15 protein-coding genes are annotated in these 21,355 nt (G+C 54.6%); 8 read left to right on the top strand and 7 right to left on the bottom strand.

Going from position 1 to position 21,355, the window contains the following annotated elements; genetic code table 11:
• The first annotated feature begins 30 nt into the window (after window positions 1–30).
• Entirely contained in the window at window positions 31–1,470 is a 1,440-nt protein-coding gene (locus tag DUT67_RS07495) for a PLP-dependent aminotransferase family protein (protein ID WP_048259496.1), read from the top strand.
• Between the two features lie 253 nt (window positions 1,471–1,723).
• On the top strand, window positions 1,724–2,653 hold the full coding sequence (fdhE, locus tag DUT67_RS07500) for a formate dehydrogenase accessory protein FdhE (protein ID WP_048259497.1): 930 nt from the start codon (window positions 1,724–1,726) through the stop codon (window positions 2,651–2,653).
• Window positions 2,654–2,706: 53 nt separating this feature from the next.
• Here the strand turns inward: fdhE and DUT67_RS07505 are convergent, their stop codons facing one another.
• The 7 genes from DUT67_RS07505 to DUT67_RS07535 form a co-directional block, all read right to left on the bottom strand.
• Window positions 2,707–3,033, bottom strand: a complete 327-nt coding sequence (locus tag DUT67_RS07505) for a DUF202 domain-containing protein (RefSeq protein WP_048259498.1) — start codon at window positions 3,031–3,033, stop codon at window positions 2,707–2,709.
• Between the two features lie 3 nt (window positions 3,034–3,036).
• Window positions 3,037–3,402, bottom strand: coding sequence for a YidH family protein (locus tag DUT67_RS07510; RefSeq protein ID WP_048259499.1), 366 nt, complete (start codon window positions 3,400–3,402; stop codon window positions 3,037–3,039).
• A gap of 151 nt (window positions 3,403–3,553) precedes the next feature.
• A complete protein-coding gene (cydX, locus tag DUT67_RS07515) occupies window positions 3,554–3,658 on the bottom strand; it encodes a cytochrome bd-I oxidase subunit CydX (RefSeq protein ID WP_010278781.1) in 105 nt (34 codons plus the stop codon).
• 19 nt (window positions 3,659–3,677) lie between these two features.
• Complete coding sequence (gene cydB, locus DUT67_RS07520) at window positions 3,678–4,817, bottom strand: cytochrome d ubiquinol oxidase subunit II (protein WP_113632574.1); 1,140 nt, start codon at window positions 4,815–4,817, stop codon at window positions 3,678–3,680.
• Window positions 4,818–4,831: 14 nt separating this feature from the next.
• Entirely contained in the window at window positions 4,832–6,409 is a 1,578-nt protein-coding gene (cydA, locus tag DUT67_RS07525) for a cytochrome ubiquinol oxidase subunit I (protein WP_113632573.1), read from the bottom strand.
• A gap of 528 nt (window positions 6,410–6,937) precedes the next feature.
• A complete protein-coding gene (locus DUT67_RS07530) occupies window positions 6,938–7,555 on the bottom strand; it encodes a tail fiber assembly protein (RefSeq protein WP_113632572.1) in 618 nt (205 codons plus the stop codon).
• Window positions 7,555–9,312, bottom strand: a complete 1,758-nt coding sequence (locus DUT67_RS07535) for a phage tail protein (protein ID WP_223254626.1) — start codon at window positions 9,310–9,312, stop codon at window positions 7,555–7,557. The genes DUT67_RS07530 and DUT67_RS07535 overlap by 1 nt, the downstream gene beginning before the upstream one ends.
• A 226-nt stretch (window positions 9,313–9,538) precedes the next feature.
• On the opposite strand from DUT67_RS07535, the gene DUT67_RS07540 reads away from it, so the two are divergent.
• From DUT67_RS07540 to DUT67_RS07565, 6 genes are all read left to right on the top strand, one after another.
• Window positions 9,539–10,828 carry a nitrate regulatory protein gene (locus tag DUT67_RS07540; protein WP_113626161.1) on the top strand — a complete coding sequence of 430 codons (1,290 nt, stop codon included), beginning with the start codon at window positions 9,539–9,541 and terminating at the stop codon, window positions 10,826–10,828.
• Window positions 10,829–11,443: 615 nt separating this feature from the next.
• Window positions 11,444–12,703, top strand: a complete 1,260-nt coding sequence (locus DUT67_RS07545; RefSeq protein ID WP_113626163.1) for a CmpA/NrtA family ABC transporter substrate-binding protein — start codon at window positions 11,444–11,446, stop codon at window positions 12,701–12,703.
• 12 nt (window positions 12,704–12,715) lie between these two features.
• Complete coding sequence (gene ntrB, locus DUT67_RS07550) at window positions 12,716–13,630, top strand: nitrate ABC transporter permease (protein WP_113626256.1); 915 nt, start codon at window positions 12,716–12,718, stop codon at window positions 13,628–13,630.
• Window positions 13,631–13,640: 10 nt separating this feature from the next.
• The gene (locus DUT67_RS07555; protein WP_113626164.1) at window positions 13,641–14,435 is read left to right on the top strand and encodes an ABC transporter ATP-binding protein; all 795 of its coding nucleotides are present in this window, start codon (window positions 13,641–13,643) and stop codon (window positions 14,433–14,435) included.
• A 19-nt stretch (window positions 14,436–14,454) separates the two neighbouring features.
• Window positions 14,455–18,642 carry a nitrite reductase large subunit NirB gene (nirB, locus tag DUT67_RS07560; protein ID WP_113626257.1) on the top strand — a complete coding sequence of 1,396 codons (4,188 nt, stop codon included), beginning with the start codon at window positions 14,455–14,457 and terminating at the stop codon, window positions 18,640–18,642.
• Window positions 18,639–21,347, top strand: a complete 2,709-nt coding sequence (locus DUT67_RS07565) for a nitrate reductase (RefSeq protein WP_113626165.1) — start codon at window positions 18,639–18,641, stop codon at window positions 21,345–21,347. The genes nirB and DUT67_RS07565 overlap by 4 nt, the downstream gene beginning before the upstream one ends.
• Window positions 21,348–21,355: the final 8 nt, after the last annotated feature.

The raw sequence follows: 21,355 nt of genomic DNA on the forward strand, positions 1-21,355 counted from the left end.
GGCATTCTCATCCAGCGAAACCGTAGCGCTATGGCAAAGTTTGAACAGCTTGCTCACCAGATCCGTGAGCAGCTTCAGGAAGGTATCTGGCAGCCGGGCGACAAACTGCCCTCGCTGCGGGAAAAATCACTGCATTCTGGCATGAGCCTGATGACGGTACTGCATGCGTATCAATTGCTGGAAAGTCAGGGGTTGATTGTGTCGCGTCCGCAATCGGGTTACTACGCGGCACCACAGCTGTCCACCACGCCAGCAGACAACCTGTATTCGCCCGTTGGGCTGGATCGCGTCCAGCTTACCGAAGACGTGGATGTTAACGCGTTTATTTTTGACGTACTTCAGGCCAGCAAAGATCCGGCGGTGATGCCCTTCGGATCGGCATTCCCCGATCCGCAGCTCTTTCCACAACGTCAACTGACGCGCTCGTTGGCCTCGGTGGCGCGTCATATGCAGCCGCAAAGCGCGCTGGATAATTTGCCGCCGGGTAATGAAAGCCTGAGGAAGAATATCGCCCAGCGCTATGCGTTGCAGGGTATTGCCGTTTCGCCCGATGAGATTGTGATTACGGCGGGGGCGATGGAATCCCTCAATCTCAGCCTTCAGGTGCTGACGGAACCGGGTGATTACGTGGTGATCGAATCTCCCGCTTTTTACGGTGCGCTACAGGCGATTGAACGTCTTAAGCTCAAAGCCATTGCGATTGCTACCGATCCGCAGCAGGGCATCGATCTTGATGCGCTACAGCAGGCATTGAATGACTATCCGATCAAAGCCTGCTGGCTGATGACTAATTTCCATAATCCGCTCGGCTGCACGCTGTCCTGGGAGAAGAAACAGCGGCTGGTGGCGATGCTGGAAAACCACGGAGTTGGGCTGGTAGAAGATGACGTCTACAGCGAGCTTTATACCGGCCTGCAACGTCCGTTGCCCGCCAAGGCGTTGGATAAAAAAGGCACGATTCTGCACTGCTCCTCGTTTTCTAAAAACCTGGTAGCAGGGTTCCGCATCGGCTGGGTGGCGGCGGGGAGTTATGCAGGAAGTATTCAGCGTTTACAACTGATGAGTACATTATCAACCAGCGCGCCGATGCAGTTGGCGATTGCGGATTATCTGGCGACCAGCAGCTATGACAGCCACCTGCGCCGCCTGCGCCGGGCGCTGGAGCAACGAAAACATGCGGCGCTACAGTCGCTACGTCGACACTTTCCGGGTGAAGTCCGCATTAATCATTCGCAAGGTGGCTATTTTCTCTGGCTGGAATTGCCTGAGGGCGTCAGCAGCACGGAGCTCTACCGTCGCGCGCTGGAACGAGGCATTAGTATTGCGCCGGGAAAAATGTTTACGACTGGCGATAAATACGATCGCTACTTCCGCTTCAACGCGTCCTACGACTGGGACGCTCGCTGCGAGCAAAGTGTGATCGCATTAGCCTCACTGATTAGGGCGCAGCTATCCTCTCGTCTTACCTGAGCACCTCTTTGTGGGTGTGTAGAAGCTTGCTGCTTTTCTGCTACTGTTCCCGTTATGGCGGAAAGGGGGAAGGCTGCGGCGATGGTTAAAAACAGGCATAACCTTGCCAGAAATCAGGAAGTCGATCGGCGCGACAGGTATAATCCCTATTAAAGGTGAGCGATACCCGCTATCTTTCGGATCGCGCTGACAGCCTTCCCGCGTTCCGAAATCTATCGGATAGACAACGTAAATAACAGGAAAAATCCCCCTGATGAGTATTCGCATTGTTCCTCAGGAACAGTTAGAACAGAATGAACAATCAACGCGGGAAGGGCATATCCCTCCGCTGCTTTTTGCCAATCTGAAAAGCCTGTACAGCAGTCGCGCGGAGCGCCTGCGTCAGTTAGCTGAAGATCACCCGCTGGGAGATTATCTCACCTTCGCCGCAGGCGTGGTGGAAGCCCAGCAGAAGGTGTTGCACGATCATCCGCTGCAGCTTGATCTGAGTGATGTGCTGAAACAGTCTGGCGAACGCCCGCCGCTCGATATCACGGTGTTCCCGCGTGATGCGCACTGGCACACGCTGCTGCGTGCGTTGATCGAAGAATTGAAACCGGATGCCAGCGGACAGGTATTATCCACGCTGGAGAATCTGGAAAAAGCCTCAGTACAGGAGCTGGAAGAACAGGCGACGGCGCTGCTGCAACACGAGTTTCGTGCCGAAAGCAACGATAAAGCCCCGTTCATCTGGGCGGCACTGTCGCTGTATTGGGCGCAGATGGCTAGCCTGTTGCCCGGCAAAGCGCGCGCTGTACCTGGTGAACACCGCCAGTTCTGCCCTGTGTGCGGCAGCATTCCCGTCTCTGGCGTGGTGCAGTTAGGCACGTCCAGCGGACTGCGTTATCTGCACTGTAATCTGTGCGAGAGCGAATGGCACATGGTGCGGGTGAAATGCAGCAACTGCGAAGAGTCCAGCGAACTCAATTACTGGTCGCTGGATAGCGAAAATTCCGCTATCAAAGCAGAAAGTTGTGGTCACTGCGGTACGTATCTGAAGCTGTTATATCAGGAAAAAGATCACCGCGTGGAAGCCGTCGCCGACGATCTGGCGTCGCTGGTGCTGGATGTGAAAATGGAGGAAGAAGGTTTTTCTCGCAGTAGCATCAACCCGTTCCTGTTCCCAGAAAGTTCGATCGAATAGCCTGCCTAATCGGTGAAGCGCGTTTGTGCTTCACCGCCTTTCTTTCAGAAAACCTACCTCTGCCACACACCGCTGAAGTGCAGCAGCAATACCAGCGCAGTGATCACAATGGACGCGGATGTCAGCACGATCAGCCCGTGACTAATGCGTGATAGCACCAACTGGCAACTGGCATTAAAACGATAACGCACAATCGCCAGCACCGACATCAGAGCGGAAACGCATAAGAGCAGCATAGCGCAGGCGAACACCGCGCGGCTGTCGTCGACGATACTGAGGCGAAAACACAGCAGGCTATTGATCAGCATCACAAACAGGGTTCGGGACCACGCCATGCCGGTTCGCTGTGGCTGTAACCCCGGATCGCGAGTCGTCTCCATGCGTTACCCGAGCAGAATCATGGCGGCGAGTGCGATAGCAATGAGGGTGATAAACAGCGTCACAATCAGCAGCATCGGCGTGTACGGCATATCATTTTCCTGCCGCATGGCTTTTTCATTGCTGACCCACCGACGATAGGCCAAGCCGCCAAGCAGCGCCGCACTGACGACCAGTAACAACGACAGCCCTTGACGCAGCAGCGGATCGATATGCACAGTAAATTGATCGATACCGACTGCACCCGCCAGAAACGCCAGCGCGGTGCGGATCCACGCTAGAAAGGTGCGCTCATTCGCTAATGAAAAACGGTAGTCTGGGGTTTTCCCTTGGCTCCACCACGGAGTTTTGTCCTGTCTGGGTGTTGTCATGTCGTCATCTGATTTCAGGTTGAAAAGGATATCCGCTGGGGCGCTGCGTTTGCATTCTAGCGCCCTTGGCGGATTTCGTCTGCCCTGATTGTATCAACGATGATTGTATCAGCACGGCATGATGAGGCACCCATAGCGGCGCGTCGTTTTATCAGGACGCGTCTTTCCCCGCTTCATGATTCTCTACTGCCAATGCGGTGACTAGTGCGAACGCGCAGGCCAGCAGCGTGCCGAGTATCCAGGCGAAATACCACATCTTCTTTCTCCTCAAGTCGTTAGTAAACGGAATGCTTATTTTCTTCGATATAACGTGCGTCGATTCGGCCAAACATTTTGTAATAACACCAGCTGGTATAGATCAGGATGGTGGGGACAAAAATGCAGGCTAAAATCGTCATCACCTGAAGCGTAAGCTGGCTGGAGGTGGCATCCCAGATGGTCAGGCTAACGTTGGGATCAAAGCTGGAAGGCATCACGAAGGGGAAGAGCGTAATCCCCGCGGTCAGAATCACGCAGACAATCGTTAGTGACGACGTCAGAAATCCCCAGCCGCAGCGGTTCACGCGTGAGAAGAGGCTCGTGAACCATGGCAGAATCACACCCAGAGCTGGGATAGTCCATAGCACGGGATACGCCATAAAGTTGGTTAACCAGGCTCCGGCCTGCTGGACCACTTCTTTTTTCAATGGGTTGGACGGTGCTGCTTTATCCAGCGCGGAGGTAATCACGTAGCCGTCGATTCCGGTTAGTACCCAGAAGCCAGCCAGTAAGAAGGTGATGCTCATGAGTACGCTGGCGATCAGGACCGTTTTTTGCGCACGACGTTGAAGTGCATCGGTGGTACGCATTTGCAGGTAAATCGCGCCGTGGGAGACGATCATGGCAACACTCACTAACCCCGCCAGCAACCCGAACGGATTCAACAGGCCAAAGAATCCGCCGTGGTAGGTAAGGCGCAAATACATATCTACGCTCAATGGCACGCCCTGCAACAGGTTCCCGAGTGCGATGCCAAACACCAGCGTGGGAACGAAGCTGCCGATAAAAATGCCCCAGTCCCACATATTACGCCAGCGGCGATTCTCCAGTTTTGAGCGGTAATCAAAACCAACCGGGCGGAAAAACAGGGCGGCCAAGACTAAAATCATAGCGAAATAGAAACCGGAAAAGGCAGCAGCATAGACCATCGGCCAGGCGGCAAACAGCGCGCCCGCTGCGGTGATCAACCAGACCTGATTGCCGTCCCAGTGTGGTGCGATCACGTTAATCATCACCCGCCGTTCGGTGTCGCTCTTTCCCAGTAGGCGCAGCAGAATGCCCACGCCCATATCAAAGCCATCAGTGATGGCAAAGCCGATGAACAGCAGGCCAATCAATCCCCACCAAATCAGACGTAATGTTTCATAATCCAGCATTATTGTGGCTCCCGTTAAAGTTTTGCAGGTGCGGCGAGTGACGGTGTTGTCGGCTGTTCAAAATGGTAGCGGCCGGTTTTCAGGCTGCTTGGCCCCAGTCGGGAAAACTTGAACATCAGATACAGTTCTGCGACCAGAAACAGCGTATACAGCCCACAAATCAGCCCCATCGATAGCAGAATATCGTGTGCTTCCAGGGACGAATTGGCGATAGCGGTAGGCAAGACTTCGGCGACCGCCCAAGGTTGACGACCGTATTCAGCGATAAACCAGCCGGATTCAATGGCGATCCAAGGTAGGGGAATACCGTACAGCGCCGCGCGGTGCAGCCATTTATGCTGTCCCATACGGCCGCGTATGACGCTCCAGAACGACAGGGCAAAAATAGCGAGCATCAGAACGCCACATCCGACCATCAGGCGAAACGCAATATACAGCGGCGCGACGCGAGGAATGGAATCCTTAGTGGCCTGCTGAATCTGATTTTCACTGGCGTTAGCGACGTCATCGGTATAGCGCTTAAGCAATAGGCCATAGCCGAGATCGTGCTTTGCAGCCTCAAAACGTGCGCGAACGGTGGGGTCGCTGTTGCCCGAGCGTAGTTCCTCCAGCAGATCATAGGCCGTCATACCGTTACGAATGCGTATCTCATGCTGCGCCATCAGGTCTTTAATGCCGACGACGGGTTTGTCGAGCGAACGGGTGGCAATCAACCCCAACAGATAAGGAACGTGGATGGCATAATCGTTCTGCATCGTCTCCTGATTAGGAATGGAGAACAGCGTGAAAGAGGCGGGAGCCGGCTGCGTTTCCCATTCGGCTTCAATGGCTGCCAGCTTGGTTTTCTGCACATCGCCCATCACATAGCCGGATTCATCACCTAAGACGATGACGGACAGCACTGAGGCCAGACCGAAACTGGCTGCAATGGCGAACGAACGCTTGGCAAACGCAATATCGCGGCCTCTCAACAGATAGTAAGAACTGATCCCCAGCACGAACATTGCGCCCGCGGTGTAGCCTGCTGCCACGGTGTGTACGAATTTCACCTGTGCTACAGGGTTCATCACCAGTTCGGCGAAACTCAGCATTTCCATGCGCATGGTTTCGTAATTGAATTCGGCGGCAATCGGATTTTGCATCCAACCGTTGGCGACCAGAATCCACAAGGCGGAAAAGTTGGAACCGAGTGCAACGAACCAGGTCACCATCATATGTTGGACTTTAGTCAGGCGATCCCAACCGAAAAAGAACAGACCGACCAGCGTGGATTCCAGGAAGAATGCCATCAGCCCTTCCATCGCCAGCGGTGCGCCAAAAATATCGCCCACGTAGTGAGAATAGTAAGACCAGTTGGTGCCGAACTGGAATTCCAGTGTTAGACCAGTTGCCACACCCAGTGCAAAATTGATGGCGAACAGCTTGCCCCAGAATTTGGTCATATCCTTGTAGATTTGCTTGCCGGTTAACACATACGTGGTGTTCATAATGGCTAGCAGGAAAGACAACCCCAGCGTCAGTGGGACGAAAAGAAAGTGGTACATGGCAGTCAGGGCAAATTGCAGCCGCGACAGCTCGACGACATCAAACATGTTACGCTCCTAGCTACAGGCAGGAAAATGCAGTTATTCCGATACTTGCCGGAATAAATAGTGATGAATAAATGCGAATAAATTAACGTCGACGGTATTTGCATCCGTCGGAAATTAACTTCACTGATTGAAGTGAGATAAGAATGAATAGTGAGTGAAACGTGCGGGGATTATACCGTGCAAAAACGAGAGGATAAATAGTACAGTTTGTTGATTTGATGACTTTATCTTTAATACTGTTATTTTGGTTTTATGTTCTGATTTATTTGATGTATGTAAATTTTAATCTCATTAATAAATATTAATTGGGTTTTTATTTTGCTATTTGATTGATGTTTTAGCGTGGGGTTAAATTAAATAGTACAGATTTGTAATTGATAAATATAACAGTTTCATTTTTTATTTAATTTTACATTTGTTGATAAATAATAATGGGGATTATCAGGGCATTTTGACTAAAAATTCTGAAATGGCCGTACGTTAAATACGGCACATCTACATTTTGTAATGAATTTCTGGTGTTACCGATTAGATGAGCGGGGATTCTGGCCACACAACGGATGCGGCGGTGAGATCAAGGCGGCTCAACGCGACCAGATAAATTTTCCATTGGGTTAGCCGCTGTTGCTCTTCATCCGTGGCAATCGCTAAATCCACCGCGTAGCTTAGCTCGGTAATTCGGGTATTTGCCGTCGCGCGTCGCGCCGCCAGCTCCTGCTGTTGGTTTTTGGTCGAGGCAAGTTGTTGTGCTTCCAGGTTTGTCACCCACGTTGCTCCATCCCACTTATCAAACTCGGTTGCCGGAGCCAGAAACGTCATGTTTTCAGGCAGAATGCCGAATTGCATCACCGTCTGCTGCTGGCGGGTTTCTGTGCTGTAAACCGTTTGGCCGCGATAATCCGGCACCTGTTCCCATGATTTACCATCAGCGGAACGGCGCAGGGCTTGTCCAACTGGCGGCAGTTCAGGCTCGTCGGCATAGCTATCGGCAGGAAGACCAACACCCTGCATAACATACTCATAGCTGGCGCTCTGATATTCCCGCGTAGCATGATTGACGTGATAAACCGTAATCCAGCCCGTGTTGATTGCCAGGCCGCGTTCGTTCAGTTCTGCGTTTTTAATTTGTGTTGAATAGTTGCTCATTATGCTGCTCTCACGATGTAGTTGAAGGCGATATTTCGGGGACGGGTTTCAGCGCTACCATAAAAATCCGTTGGTAGTGTGAATGTTTCGGGCTCAGCCGTATTGCCGCCCGATGCCATATGATTGTCGACCCGTCCTTGTTCGCCCCACATAGCCCAGTTAGTTGTATGTGAGTGCGATTGAATATCAAAATTTTGCCAGCTCAGTAGCGCACGCTCCGCATCAGCGCCGCGCCCGTCATCCCAACCGCGCATAAATTCGCCACGTAAATCGGGCAAAACGCCAGATGGATAACGCGAAGCTAAAACCGGGTACAGCGATTTATCAAATGTCTGACCGTTACATTTCAGATAGCCAGCGGGTGCGACAGCGCCGGGGAAGGGCAGGGGAATGCCCGCTAGTTCGCTTGTGGGCATAGCGCTAATTGCGGACGGAGTTAGGTTTCCCGTTGTCCATACGTCGTGATAGTTGTGCTGTAATCGTTTAGACAGAAAAATAACGTCTGACAACATTTCACCGGGCGCGGGCGGGATGACAGCCAGACGTGAGTTATAATCTGTATCGCTTTTTCCATCGGTATGAAAATCAATATAACAATGCGATGGGTTTCCATTAACAGAACCGTATTCGATCACATAATCATCGTATGAATCAGGGTCATGGATTTCTATAATTCTGGATGGGATACGAGTGACGTGTGCATGAGAAAAAACCGGAGTGACCCACCCTTGCCAACTGCCACCTTTCAATACCACCCATGCAGATTTTGATGGATTAGTGACATCGACGACGCTCAGTACACCAAACCCATCAGTCGATGATTTCCATTCCATGATGCTTGGGCCGAAACCAACAGGTAGCCCCGTGACATTGTCCGGATCGGCTTGATATAAATTTGATGCTGTATTGCTCTTAAAATAATCAAGAATATTGACGCGGCTTATTTGCACGGCTTTGCTGCCCCATGCCGACTCGATTATTCCTATGTTCTTACGGAACAATGCAGTATTCGGAATATCTGCCCCGTTCTGGTCTTTTGCCAGCTTCCCTGCCAGTGCATTCAGCACCGTTGTGCTGAAGTTCGGATCATTCCCCAACGCATTTGCCAGCTCTTGCAGCGTATCGAGCGCCGCAGGAGAACCATTAACCAATGCGGCTACGGCGGCTTTCACAAAGGCGGTTGTCGCCAATTGCGTGTCATTGGAACTGGAGGCAGCTGTCGGCGCTGTTGGGATCCCTGAGAATGCAGGGCTGGCTTTCGGGGCATATTTGGGATGTGCATCAAGGATGGATGCATGAGCATTCAGCTTATTGGTCGCGTCCGTTTTCACATCTGCAATCGCATTCAAGATGGTTGTGCTGAAATGCGGATCGTTGCCTAACGCATTCGCTAACTCTTGCAGTGTATCCAGTGCCGCCGGAGACCCATTGATCAGTGCGGCAATGGCCGATTTCACAAATGCCGTGGTGGCAATCTGCGTGTTGTTTGCCGTTTGCGCTGTCGTTGGTGCGGTAGGCGTTCCCGTTAGTGCTGGGCTATTTTTGGGGGCATATTGCGCATGCGGATCGCTAGCTGCGAGATGTTTTTGCAAACTATCGCCAGTCGTTTCCTGCATTTTTTTCAGGTAAGCCGTGCGGCAGGCTAACTGCTCTGCCTGACGGTTGGAAATTCCCCCTGGACCTGCGATAACGCGATCCGATACTTCAAGCTGATAAATCCCATCAACCCAGTTTTCTTGTTCAGATAAATTCGCCACGCTCATGCGCTCCTGAGGCTATAAAACAGTGTTAGTAACGGTGCAGAGCGTACCTTCTGAGGTGGCTAGGGTTTAGCAACGGAGTTTAAAAATTGAGGTGAAACGTGTGCGGAAGTGGCAGTCACCGTGCGGACAGCATGTCCTTGCCGCTTGCCCGCTGTGGGCTAATGTAACTGGCGCATTAATTGCATCTTCCTGATAGTGGTTTTTTTCAGGAGAGACAGCGATGGTGGCGGAGCCTTCAACGACAATTCGATTTTTACTTGCCTCGCGCCAATGTGAGCTAAACAGCCTGCGCCACCTGCTACAAAGTGGTGAACTTGTGGGAAAAATCAGCCAACTGGTGCATTTATTACAGCGCGAACGGGGAACGGCCAATCTGTTTCTTTGTTCCGATGGCCGATTCTTCGCCGATGAACTGGCGCTACGTGAAAAAGACGTGCAGGCAGCGCAGAGGCATTTGATGACGCATCTGGCCGGCTTGGAAAAAATGACGGAGGAATTGCCGCAGGCGAGCCGTCTATTCAGCCGTGTTGCCAGCGTGGTTTATGCGCTGAGCCTGCTGCCCGCACTGCGTCAGCAGATTCGCCAGCGTTTGCTGCCCCAGCCTCAGGCGATGACATTCTTTAACGACATTATCCGTAACCTACTGGCACTGGTTTTTGAGGTATCGGACACGGCGGCCGATCCGGGGATTTCCCGCGCGTTGATTGCCATGTTCAGTTTTATGCAGGGTAAAGAGCTGGCAGGGCAGGAGCGTGCAGTCGGCGCGGCGGCTTATGCGGCAGGCAGTGTCGATGAGGACACTCGGCAAAAGCTGCTGGATTTGATCGAACGGCAGGAGCGCTGCTTCGATACCTTCCTGAATTTTAGCGATGAAGAAAGCCAGCAGCGCTGGCGTGCTATCGAAGTGGACAGCGAGTTTGAACGCCTGCGTCGCATTGTGTGTACCCGAAGCCCGATAGAAAAACTATCGGAAGCCGATAGCCTGCACTGGTTTTCGATTGCTACACGGCGCATCGACGAAATGAAACAGATGGAGGATGAACTGGAGCAGACGCTGATGCAACGCTGCCGTACCCGTATTGCGGCTGCGGAAAAGGCATGTAGCGATCAGCAGGCAGATTTTGAAGCGTTGATGGCGCAGCAGGAAAGCGATGATCCAGGTTATTCGATATTTGTTGCTGGTCACGACGTGGAAGGGCAAAACGCGCAGCCCGGCTGGCTACATAGCGATGGCGTCAGCCCACAGTTGGGACGATCGCTGCTATCGCTGGTGCAACAACAGTCACGGCGCTTACAGGCGCTGGATCATGAATTGACCGCGCTGCGTGCCGCGTTGAATGAAAGAAAACAGATCGACCGAGCGAAGGGCTTACTCATGCAGCACCGTGGATTAAGCGAAGAAGAAGCCTATAAAACCCTGCGCCGTATGGCGATGAGCCAGAATAAAAAGCTCATTGAAATTGCGACGGCGATGCTCGCGGTGGCAGATGTATTCGGAGATACCCCTTAAGAGGTATATGCACATGAACTGTGCGTGTTCTGCCAGTTGGCGGTGCAAGACAACGATATAGGCAGGTTCTCTTGCCGTTTTCTTTGTGCTGTGGTGAGCGTAAATAACGCTGAAGAAAAAACAGGCTTAGGATGAGCGGCAGGGAAGCCGCGAAAGTCGTTGCCGCGCCTGGAGCGCGTCAACGACGGTCCGTTAAGAGACTGTTTTTTCTGAAGGTATCGCGTAGCGACGTTATTTCTCGCGAAAAAGCCACGGGTCACGGGGCGGCGGCGACTGAGCGCCCCGTGTCGGGCGCGTGCTACGACGTAGCATAGAAATGGCAATATCCTAGCGCACGAAATAATCACTATAAATTACATGTGGTTATCTAAGTTGTCGTTCACCTCTCGATTAAACAATCCCTCTCGTGAATACGCAAAACTGTGATAGCTGGCACAAACCTTGCTTTAACTCATTAGCAACAACCAAACATTCATAATGCGTTTCGGGCCAACGGCGGTGCGGAAGGTGTTAATCGGACAACGGCGTCCATAAGCGTGCAGATTCTGCATGGGCTTGTGGGCGCCGTTTTTGTTTTTACCGCCTGAAAAGGCATTTTGCGCAAGGGTGTCGTTGATGAGTGATTCCAAAACCAAGAGCATAACCGTCTCTCGCCGCCAATTTCTGTTGGGGAGCGCCGCGCTGGGAGGCAGCCTGATGCTGCCAGGATTGATGAATAGTGCCTGGGCTGCGGGTTCCGATGCGCCGGAGAAAAAGGAAATTCGGGTTGGGTTCATCCCATTAACAGACTGCGCTTCGGTCGTGATGGCGGCAGTGAAAGGCTTCGATAAGAAGTACGGCATCACGATTGTTCCCAGCAAAGAAGCCAGTTGGGCTGCGGTACGTGACAAGCTGGTATCGGGCGAACTGGATGCCGCGCACATTCTGTACGGTCAACTGTACGGCCTGCAAATGGGGCTGTCTGGGTCGCAGAGCAACATGGCGGCACTGATGACGCTTAACCAGAACGGGCAAGGGATCACGCTGGCGAATCAACTGCGTGAAGCTAACGTTACCGATCTCGCCGCACTGCAAAAATATGTCTCCGCCAGCCCTGCGGGCACCTACACCTTCGCGCAAACCTTCCCGACCGGCACGCACGCCATGTGGCTCTACTACTGGCTGGCCTCTGCGGGAATTCATCCGCTGAACGATGTGCGCACCGTAGTAGTACCGCCACCGCAGATGGTGATGAACATGAAGATTGGCAACATGGTCGGCTACTGCGTTGGCGAACCGTGGAACCAGCGTGCCATCAGTGAAAACATCGGCTTCACCGCCGCCACTTCGCAAGACATTTGGCCGGATCATCCGGAAAAAGTACTAGGCACTCGCGCCGACTGGGTGAACGGCAATCCGAATAGCGCCCGTGCGTTGACCGCTGCGATCCTCGATGCCTCGCGCTGGATTGATGCTTCGGACGACAACCGCCGCGAGACGGCTGGTGTGGTTGCCGGACGCGCTTACATCAATGCCAAAGAAGAAACCATTGTCGGACGCATGCTGGGTCAGTACGAAAACGGATTAGGGAAAAGCTGGAAAGACGAACACGCGATGCGTTTCTACCACGACGGTTCGGTGAACTACCCGTACCTGTCCGACGGGATGTGGTTCCTCACCCAGCATAAGCGCTGGGGCTTGCTCACCGAAGAACCGGACTATCTGGCCGTCGCGAAGCAGGTTAACCGTATTGATATCTACAAGCAGGCAGCCGATGCCGTAGGGAATGTGCCCTTGCCCGGTAGCGACATGCGCAGCAGCGTGCTCATCGACGGTCGTCGCTGGGACGGTAGCGATCCGGCGGGTTATGCCAACAGTTTTAGCGTGAAGAAATAAGTGAGGTTGATGATGAAAAACCAGGCTCAGGTCATTCCAATTATTGCGGATAACGCCCCGGAAACTGTACACAGCGCCGACATTATGCCGCTGCCAACTAAACCAGCGACGCCTGGGAAAGCGCCAGCGGCTCCCGCTTTCGCCTACCGCCCACTACTGCGTAAGCTGTTTCAGCAACTTTTCCCCGCTGTACTGGGGCTGGGGCTGCTGATTGCCGTCTGGCAAATTGCTGCGCTCAACAGCGAAAACTTTCCAACGCCGTGGACGACCTGGCTCGCGGCGCTCAGCCTCTTTGCCGATCCGTTTTACATCGCAGGGCCGAACGATCAGGGTATTGGCTGGAACGTATTGGCCTCGCTGCAACGCGTGGCTATCGGTTTCGGGCTGGCGGCGCTGGTTGGTATACCCGCTGGCTTCCTGATTGGTCGTTTTACCTTTCTGGCCAACATGCTCAACCCGATTATTTCGCTGCTGCGCCCGGTTAGTCCCTTGGCATGGCTGCCTATCGGCCTGTTGCTGTTCCAGCGTGCTGAGCCAGCATCGAGTTGGACGATTTTCATCTGTTCCATCTGGCCGATGATCCTCAATACCGCCGAAGGCGTACGCCGTATCCCACAGGATTACCTGAACGTGGCGCGGGTGCTGAAGCTTTCGGAATTCACCATCATGCGCAAAATTCTGCTGCCTGCGGTGCTGCCTAACGTGTTGACCGGTGTGCGTCTGTCGATTGGTATCGCCTGGCTGGTGATTGTAGCAGCGGAAATGCTGACGGGGGGCGTCGGTATCGGCTTCTGGATTTGGAATGAGTGGAACAACCTGAATGTGGAAAACATCATCATCGCCATCGTGGTGATTGGCGTTATCGGTCTGCTGCTTGAGCAGGGACTGGTGTGGATTGCTAACCGTTTCAGCTATGACAATCGCTAAGGAGCCGATGATGCGTACAACCCCGATTATTCAAGTGCAAAAGGTGAGCCAGCGTTTCAATACCGCCAGCGGTGAGTTTCTGGCGTTGGATCAGGTGAGTTTTGATATTCATACCGGTGAAACAGTCAGCCTGATCGGCCATTCCGGTTGCGGAAAATCTACGTTATTGAACCTGATTGCCGGCCTGACGCTGCCGAGCAGCGGTGGCCTGCTGTGTGACAACCGTGAAATTGACGGGCCGGGGCCGGAACGCGGCGTGGTCTTTCAGAACCATTCTCTGCTGCCTTGGTTGACCACCTACGAAAACGTCGCGCTGGCGGTACGGCAGGTGTTTCGCGGGCAGATGAACAAGCACGAGATGCACGAATGGATTGTCCACAATCTGGAACTGGTGCACATGGGGCACGCGCTGAACAAGCGACCGAATGAGATTTCCGGCGGGATGAAGCAGCGTGTAGGAATTGCCCGCGCGTTGGCAATGAAGCCGAAAGTGCTGCTGATGGATGAACCGTTTGGTGCACTGGATGCGCTGACCCGTGCGCACCTTCAGGATGCGGTGATGGAAATTCAGCAGCGTTTGCAAACCACGATTGTGCTGATTACCCACGACGTAGACGAAGCGGTGTTGCTGTCGGATCGCGTGCTGATGATGACCAACGGCCCCGCGGCGACGGTCGGTGAAATCATGGCGGTTGAGCTGGAACGCCCGCGTTCACGCGTTGCGCTGGCTGACGATCCGCGCTACCACCATTACCGTCAGCAGGTGTTGCATTTCTTATATGAAAAACAGCCTAAAGCAGCCTGATAGCGAGGCCAGAACGATGATGAAACCGCATCTGATAGTGATTGGCAACGGAATGGCGAGCGCGCGATTCGTCGATGCGCTGCGGCAACTGGCCGCGACGCGCTACCGAATCACTGTGATTGGTGATGAGCCGCGCGCCAGCTATAACCGCATCCTGTTGTCACCGGTATTAAGCGGCGAAAAAGCGTTTACGGATACGCTGCTGACGCCTGCGGCTATCGACGATGATGCGGCGCTGCCGGTGAACACTCTGCTGGGTGAGCGGGTTACCCATATCGATCGCCAAGCGCGTGAGGTGACAACAACGCAACGGCAACTGCATTACGACCATCTGGTGCTGGCGACGGGCTCAACGCCGTTTATGCCGCCGATGCCCGGTATCGATCTAGCTGGTGTGTGTGGTTTCCGCACGCTGGATGATGTTGAACTGATGTTGGCGACGATTAGCCAGTCCGTTCCTGCGGTAGTGATTGGTGGTGGTTTGCTCGGTATTGAGGCGGCTGCGGCGCTAAGACTGCGTGGTGCTGATGTGACGTTGCTGCATCGCGTTCCGATTCTGATGGAGCGTCAACTGGATGCCACTGCGAGCGACCTGCTGTGTGACAGCCTGTGCGCGCGCGGTATCGCCTGCGAGACAGATGTGCAGGTTGCTGCACTGCATGGCGACGCACACGGCGTAACGGCAGTCGAACTGGCAGATGGCCGCACGATCCCCGCCGGGCTGGTGGTGGTGACCGCTGGCGTGATCCCTGCCAGCCAACTGGCTCGCGAGTGCGGCTTGCCCTGCAACCGTGGTGTGCTGGTGGACGGACAGTTGCAAACCGCCGATCCGCATATCAGCGCGATCGGTGAATGCTGCGAACTCAATGGCGAAACGTTCGGGCTGGTGGCTCCGTGCTTCGCTCATGCCACGCTGGTTGCACAGCGCCTTGCTGGACATGCACCGCAAGACTATCAGCGTGAACAGGCGACGACGCGGCTGAAAGTCACGGGAATTGGCGTGGTCAGCGGCGGCGATATTAATGTTGCTCCGAATGATGAGGTGTACACCACGTTTGATCCGCAGACGCAGCACTATCGCCGTTTGCTACTACGTGACGGTCGGCTGAGCGGTGTCCTGCTTTATGGCGACACTGACGACAGCCCGCGCCTGCTAGCCGCGATGGATAACACGACTGAAGGCGAGATGATACAGCCTGCCACGCTGCTTTTCGGCCTTTCTTCCCCTGATTCTGACTCACAGCCTGAAGCTGTAAGGATTCCTGTCATGAGCAAACCTATTTTAGTGGTCGTAGGCCACGGTATGGTCGGCCACTATTTTCTTGAACAGCTGGTTGAGCGTGACCTGCACCAGCATTACCACATCGTGGTATTTGGCAAAGAACGCCATGAAGCCTACGACCGTGTTCATCTCTCCGAGTATTTTTCCGGGCGTAGCGCTGCCTCGTTGTCATTGGTAAAAGACGGTTTTTTTGCCGAGAGCGGCATTGAATTACGCAGCGCCAGCGAGATCGTGGCGATCGATCGTGAACGTCAGTGCGTGTGTGACGCGCAGGGTAGAGAAACCGCCTACGACAAACTGGTGCTGGCAACGGGGTCCTACGCATTTGTTCCACCGATTCCTGGCAATACGCGCCCCGGTTGCCTGGTTTATCGCACGTTAGACGATCTGGACGCGATTGCGGCACAGGCGAAAAAAGCCACATCCGGCGTGGTGATTGGCGGCGGTTTGCTGGGACTGGAAGCCGCCAACGCCCTGCGTCAGCTGGGGCTAGATACTCATGTGGTGGAATTTGCACCACGCCTGATGGCGGTACAGCTGGATGACGGTGGTGCCTCGATGCTACGCCGCAAGATCGAGGCTCTGGGCGTACAGATTCATGTCAGTAAAGAAACGCGTGAAATTACCGACGGCGAGCAGGCGTTGCATCGTCTCTGCTTTGCCGACGGCAGCGTGTTGGAAACCGATCTGGTGCTGTTTTCCGCTGGCATTCGTCCGCGCGACAAACTGGCGGATAGCTGTGATTTAGAGAAAGGCCCACGTGGCGGTATCGTGATTGATGACCGTTGCCAAACTTCCGACGACGCGATTTTCGCTATCGGCGAGTGTGCGCTGTGGAAAGGTCAGATTTTTGGGCTGGTAGCACCGGGCTACCAGATGGCACGCAGCGTGGCCGATACGTTAGCGCAGCGTGATACGCCATTTACTGGCGCAGATATGAGTACCAAATTGAAGCTGCTGGGCGTGGACGTCGCGTCGATTGGCGACGCGCACGGGCGCACGGCAGGAAGCCAAAGCTACCAGTGGACGGATGGTCCGAACGAGGTCTACAAGAAAATCGTGGTGTCTGCCGACGGCAAACATTTGCTGGGTGCGGTACTGATTGGTGACAGCAGCGATTACAGCACGCTGCTGCAAATGATGCTCAACGATATGCCGTTGCCTAAACAGCCGGAAGGACTGATTTTACCGGCGCGTTCTGGCGATGCACCGAAAGGACTGGGCGTGGCGGTCTTACCCGCCAGCGCACAGATCTGTTCCTGCCATAACGTCAGCAAAAGCGACATCTCAGCCGCAGTGGCGGGTGGCTGCGGCGAGCTGGGGGCGCTAAAAACCTGCACCAAGGCGGGGACGGGCTGCGGCGGCTGTGTGCCACTGCTTAAACAGGTGATGGAGTACGAACTGACGCAACTGGGCGTCGAAGTGAAGAAGGACATTTGCGAGCACTTTGCCTATTCGCGTCAGGAACTGTATCACCTGATCCGCGTGCATGAGATTCGCTCGTTCGATGGCCTTCTTGAGCGTTACGGGCATGGTTTAGGTTGTGAAGTCTGTAAGCCGCTGGTGGGGTCGATGCTGGCGTCCTGTTGGAATGACTACCTGCTACAACCGCAGCACCTGCCGTTGCAGGATACCAACGATCGTTTCTTTGCCAACATCCAGAAAGATGGCACCTATTCCGTCGTGCCGCGCGTTCCCGCAGGGGAAATCACCCCGGCAGGGCTGATCGCCATCGGTCAGGTCGCGCAGCGCTATAACCTGTACACCAAGATCACCGGTGGCCAGCGGGTGGATTTATTCGGTGCGCGATTGGAACAGCTTCCGGAAATCTGGCGTGAGCTAATCGACGCCGGGTTTGAAACTGGTCATGCCTACGGAAAATCACTGCGTACCGTGAAATCCTGCGTGGGATCGACCTGGTGCCGCTACGGCGTGCAGGATTCGACCGGGCTGGCGATCCAACTGGAGCACCGTTATAAGGGGCTGCGCTCGCCGCATAAAGTCAAAATGGCGGTTTCCGGCTGTACCCGTGAATGTGCGGAGGCACAAAGCAAAGATATTGGTGTGATTGCCACGGACAAAGGTTGGAATCTGTACGTGTGTGGCAACGGCGGTATGAAACCGCGCCATGCGGATCTTTTTGCCAGCGATCTGGATACCGAAACCCTGCTGCGCACCATCGATCGGGTCTTGATGTTCTATATCCGCACCGGCGATCGCCTCCAGCGTACCAGCACCTGGATGGATAATCTGGAAGGCGGTATCGACTATCTGCGCCAGGTTATTCTGGAAGACAGCCTGAATATTGGCGAAGAGTTAGATAAAGAGATGCAGCGCGTGGTGGAAGCTTATCAGTGCGAATGGCAAACCACGCTGGAAAGCCCAGAGCGTCTGGCGCTGTTCCGTGGATTCCTGAACAGCGATAACCCAGATGAAGCAGTCGTGATGGTGCCGGAGCGTGGGCAGATTCGTCCGGCGCAGGAACATGAAAAAACTATATCGCCAGAGCCGGTAGTCCTGAAACCTGCCACGCATGAAGCGGAATGGGTACAGGTAGCAACGCTGGGTGACATTCCGCGTCATGCCGGAATGGCGGCCCGTCTTGGGCAGCAGCAGATCGCGCTGTTCCACCTACCGGGCAGCGAGCAGCAGGTGTACGCGTTAGAAAACCACGAACCGGGCAGCGGGGCGAATGTGCTGTCGCGTGGGTTGATCGGTGATGTCGCGGGTGAAGCCGTGGTGATTTCTCCGCTGTACAAAAAGCGCTTCAAGCTGCGGGATGGCGTCAGCCCGGATGACAGTGCGCTGTACGTTCGCGCCTGGCCAGTGCGTGTGGAAGACGATGAAATCTGGGTATGCCGTCAACCGCTGGCCGTGCCGGAAAGCGTCGGTCTGGCAGACAACGACATGGCGAAAGCATCATGAACGCGCACGTCTGTCGGACAACCTGCCCGTATTGTGGCGTCGGCTGTGGCGTGCTGGCAGAACACGATGAGCAAGGCGAGGTAAAGATCAGTGGCGATCCGGCGCATCCGGCTAACTTTGGTCGCCTGTGCGTCAAAGGTTCCGCGCTGGGAGAGACGCTGGATCTGAAAGGCCGCCTGCTGTGGCCACTGGTGGAAGGGCGTCGCGTCAGTTGGGATCAGGCGCTCGATGCGGTGGCCGAACGGTTGCTGGCAACGATGCAGCAGCACGGCCCACAGTCGGTGGCATTTTATGGTTCAGGCCAGCTGTTGACAGAAGATTATTACGTCGCCAATAAGCTGATGAAGGGCTTTATTGGTGTCGCCAATATGGATACCAACTCACGCCTGTGCATGGCATCGGCGGTGATTGGCTACAAGCGCGCATTGGGCGCGGATGCCGTTCCCTGTAATTATGAAGATATTGAACAAGCGGATGTGGTGGTGCTGGTGGGTTCTAATACCGCCTGGGCGCATCCGGTGGTGTATCAGCGACTGGCGCAGGCGAAACAGCAGCGGCCGCAGATGCAGGTGGTGGTGATCGATCCGCGACGCACCGCAACCTGCGATATCGCCGATCTGCATTTACCACTGCAACCTGGCAGCGATGCAGGGCTGTTTAACGGCCTGCTGCAGTGGATTGCACAAGACCCACGCATCGATCTCACTGAACTGGCCGAACGTTTTTCCGGTGTGGGGGCGGCACTACAGTCAGCACAAGCATGGTCGGTGGCGCAGGTGGCAGATTTCTGTCAGTTGGATGAGGCCGATATCGCGTGTTTCTACCACCTGTTCAGCACCAGCGAAAAGGTGGTCACCCTTTATTCGCAGGGCGTTAATCAGTCGTCTTCGGGCAGTGATAAGTGCAATGCGATCATCAATGCCCACCTGCTGAGTGGCAAAATAGGTTTACCCGGTAGTGGTCCCTTTTCGATAACCGGACAACCAAATGCCATGGGCGGTCGGGAAGTCGGCGGACTGGCTAATCAGCTCGCCAGCCATATGGGCTTTACGCCGCAGGATATCGAGAGGGTTGGGCGCTTTTGGCAGAGCGATAATGTCGCGACACAGCCCGGCCTGAATGCGGTGGATCTGTTCCGTGCGGTTGAACGTGGCGATATTAAAGCCGTGTGGATTATGGGTACCAATCCGGTGGTATCGATGCCGGATGCTGACCGGGTGAAACAGGCGCTGGAGCGCTGCCCGCTGGTGATTGTCTCCGAGGTGATGCGGCATACCGATACCGCAGAAACCGCCGATATTTTACTCCCCGCATTAGGCTGGGGGGAAAAAGACGGCACGGTAACCAATTCCGAACGCCGATTGTCTCGCCAGCGTGCCTTTCTGCCTGCGCCGGGGGAAGCCAAAGCCGACTGGTGGATGTTGAGTCAGGTCGCGCAGCGCATGGGATTTGCTGAAGCGTTTGCTTATCAACACCCCGCAGAGATCTTCCGCGAACACGCGGCGCTGTCTGGGTTTGAGAATAACGGCAGTCGTGCGTTCGATATCAGCGGGCTGGCAACGCTCAGTAATCAGCAGTGGCAGCAGTTGGAACCGATACAGTGGCCGGTGAATGCGGCATTTCCAAACGGGCGTGCCCGACTGGGTGACGATGGTCGATTCTGGCATACCGATGGTAAAGCGCATCTGGTGGCAGTAACGCCGTCGCTGCCGCAAAGCCCGTGGAGTGCAGCGTATCCGATGGTGCTGAACACCGGGCGTATTCGCGATCAGTGGCACACCATGACGCGTACCGGAAAAGCGGCTCGTCTGATGCGTCATATCAGTGAACCTTACTGCGAGCTGCACCCACAGGATGCACAGACGCATGATATTCAGGCGGGCGATCTGGTGCGCCTGTCGTCAGTACACGGTTGGATGCTGGCACGGGTGCGGCTCGATGCTGGGCAAGCGCGCGGTAGCGTGTTTGTACCGATGCACTGGAATCAGGAGTTCAGCGCACAGGCACGGGTCGACAGTTTAGTTGCCCCAATTACCGATCCTTATTCCGGCCAGCCGGAAAGCAAGCATAGTCGGGTGCGTATCCAGCCGTGGCATACCGCCTGGCAGGCCACGCTATTCTTTGCCGACGAACCTATGTCATCACCATTAGCGTTACCGGATGAGCATGATGTCCTGCCGCCGCCCGCGACCTATTGGAGCAAGATCCCTCATGAGGGCGTGACGCAGTATCTGTTTGCCGACCGCACGTCAGTAGACGACTGGCAGGCATGGCTGACTGAACACTATGGGTTGGAAAATATGCAATGTCAGATTGCGCAGGGCAAAGGCATATTTCATCTGATTGGCTGGCGCGAGGGCCGCGTGGCCTTGGCCTGCTATGTCAGTGCGCAGGCGCTTCATATTGATAGCGATGCGATACGTCAGGCGTTTATCACGCCACCACAGTTGCCACACGAGCGCCATGCTCTGCTGGCGGGTCAGGCACCGCAAGGTCAGGTGACGCAAGGGGCAACTATTTGCAGTTGCTATAGCGTCGGTGAAGCGATCATTGTCGGCGCCATTCGTAAAGGGTGCCACAGCGTGGCGGCATTAGGCGGCGCACTGAAATGTGGCACCAACTGCGGTTCCTGTATCCCTGAACTGAAGGCGTTATTGAGCCAGCATGTACCGATAACGGTCAATGAATTGAAAAAAGCAGGTTAAGCGCCACG

It is taken from the genome of Pectobacterium peruviense (genome assembly GCF_003312355.2).
GTDB classification, from domain to species: Bacteria; Pseudomonadota; Gammaproteobacteria; order Enterobacterales; family Enterobacteriaceae; genus Pectobacterium; species Pectobacterium peruviense.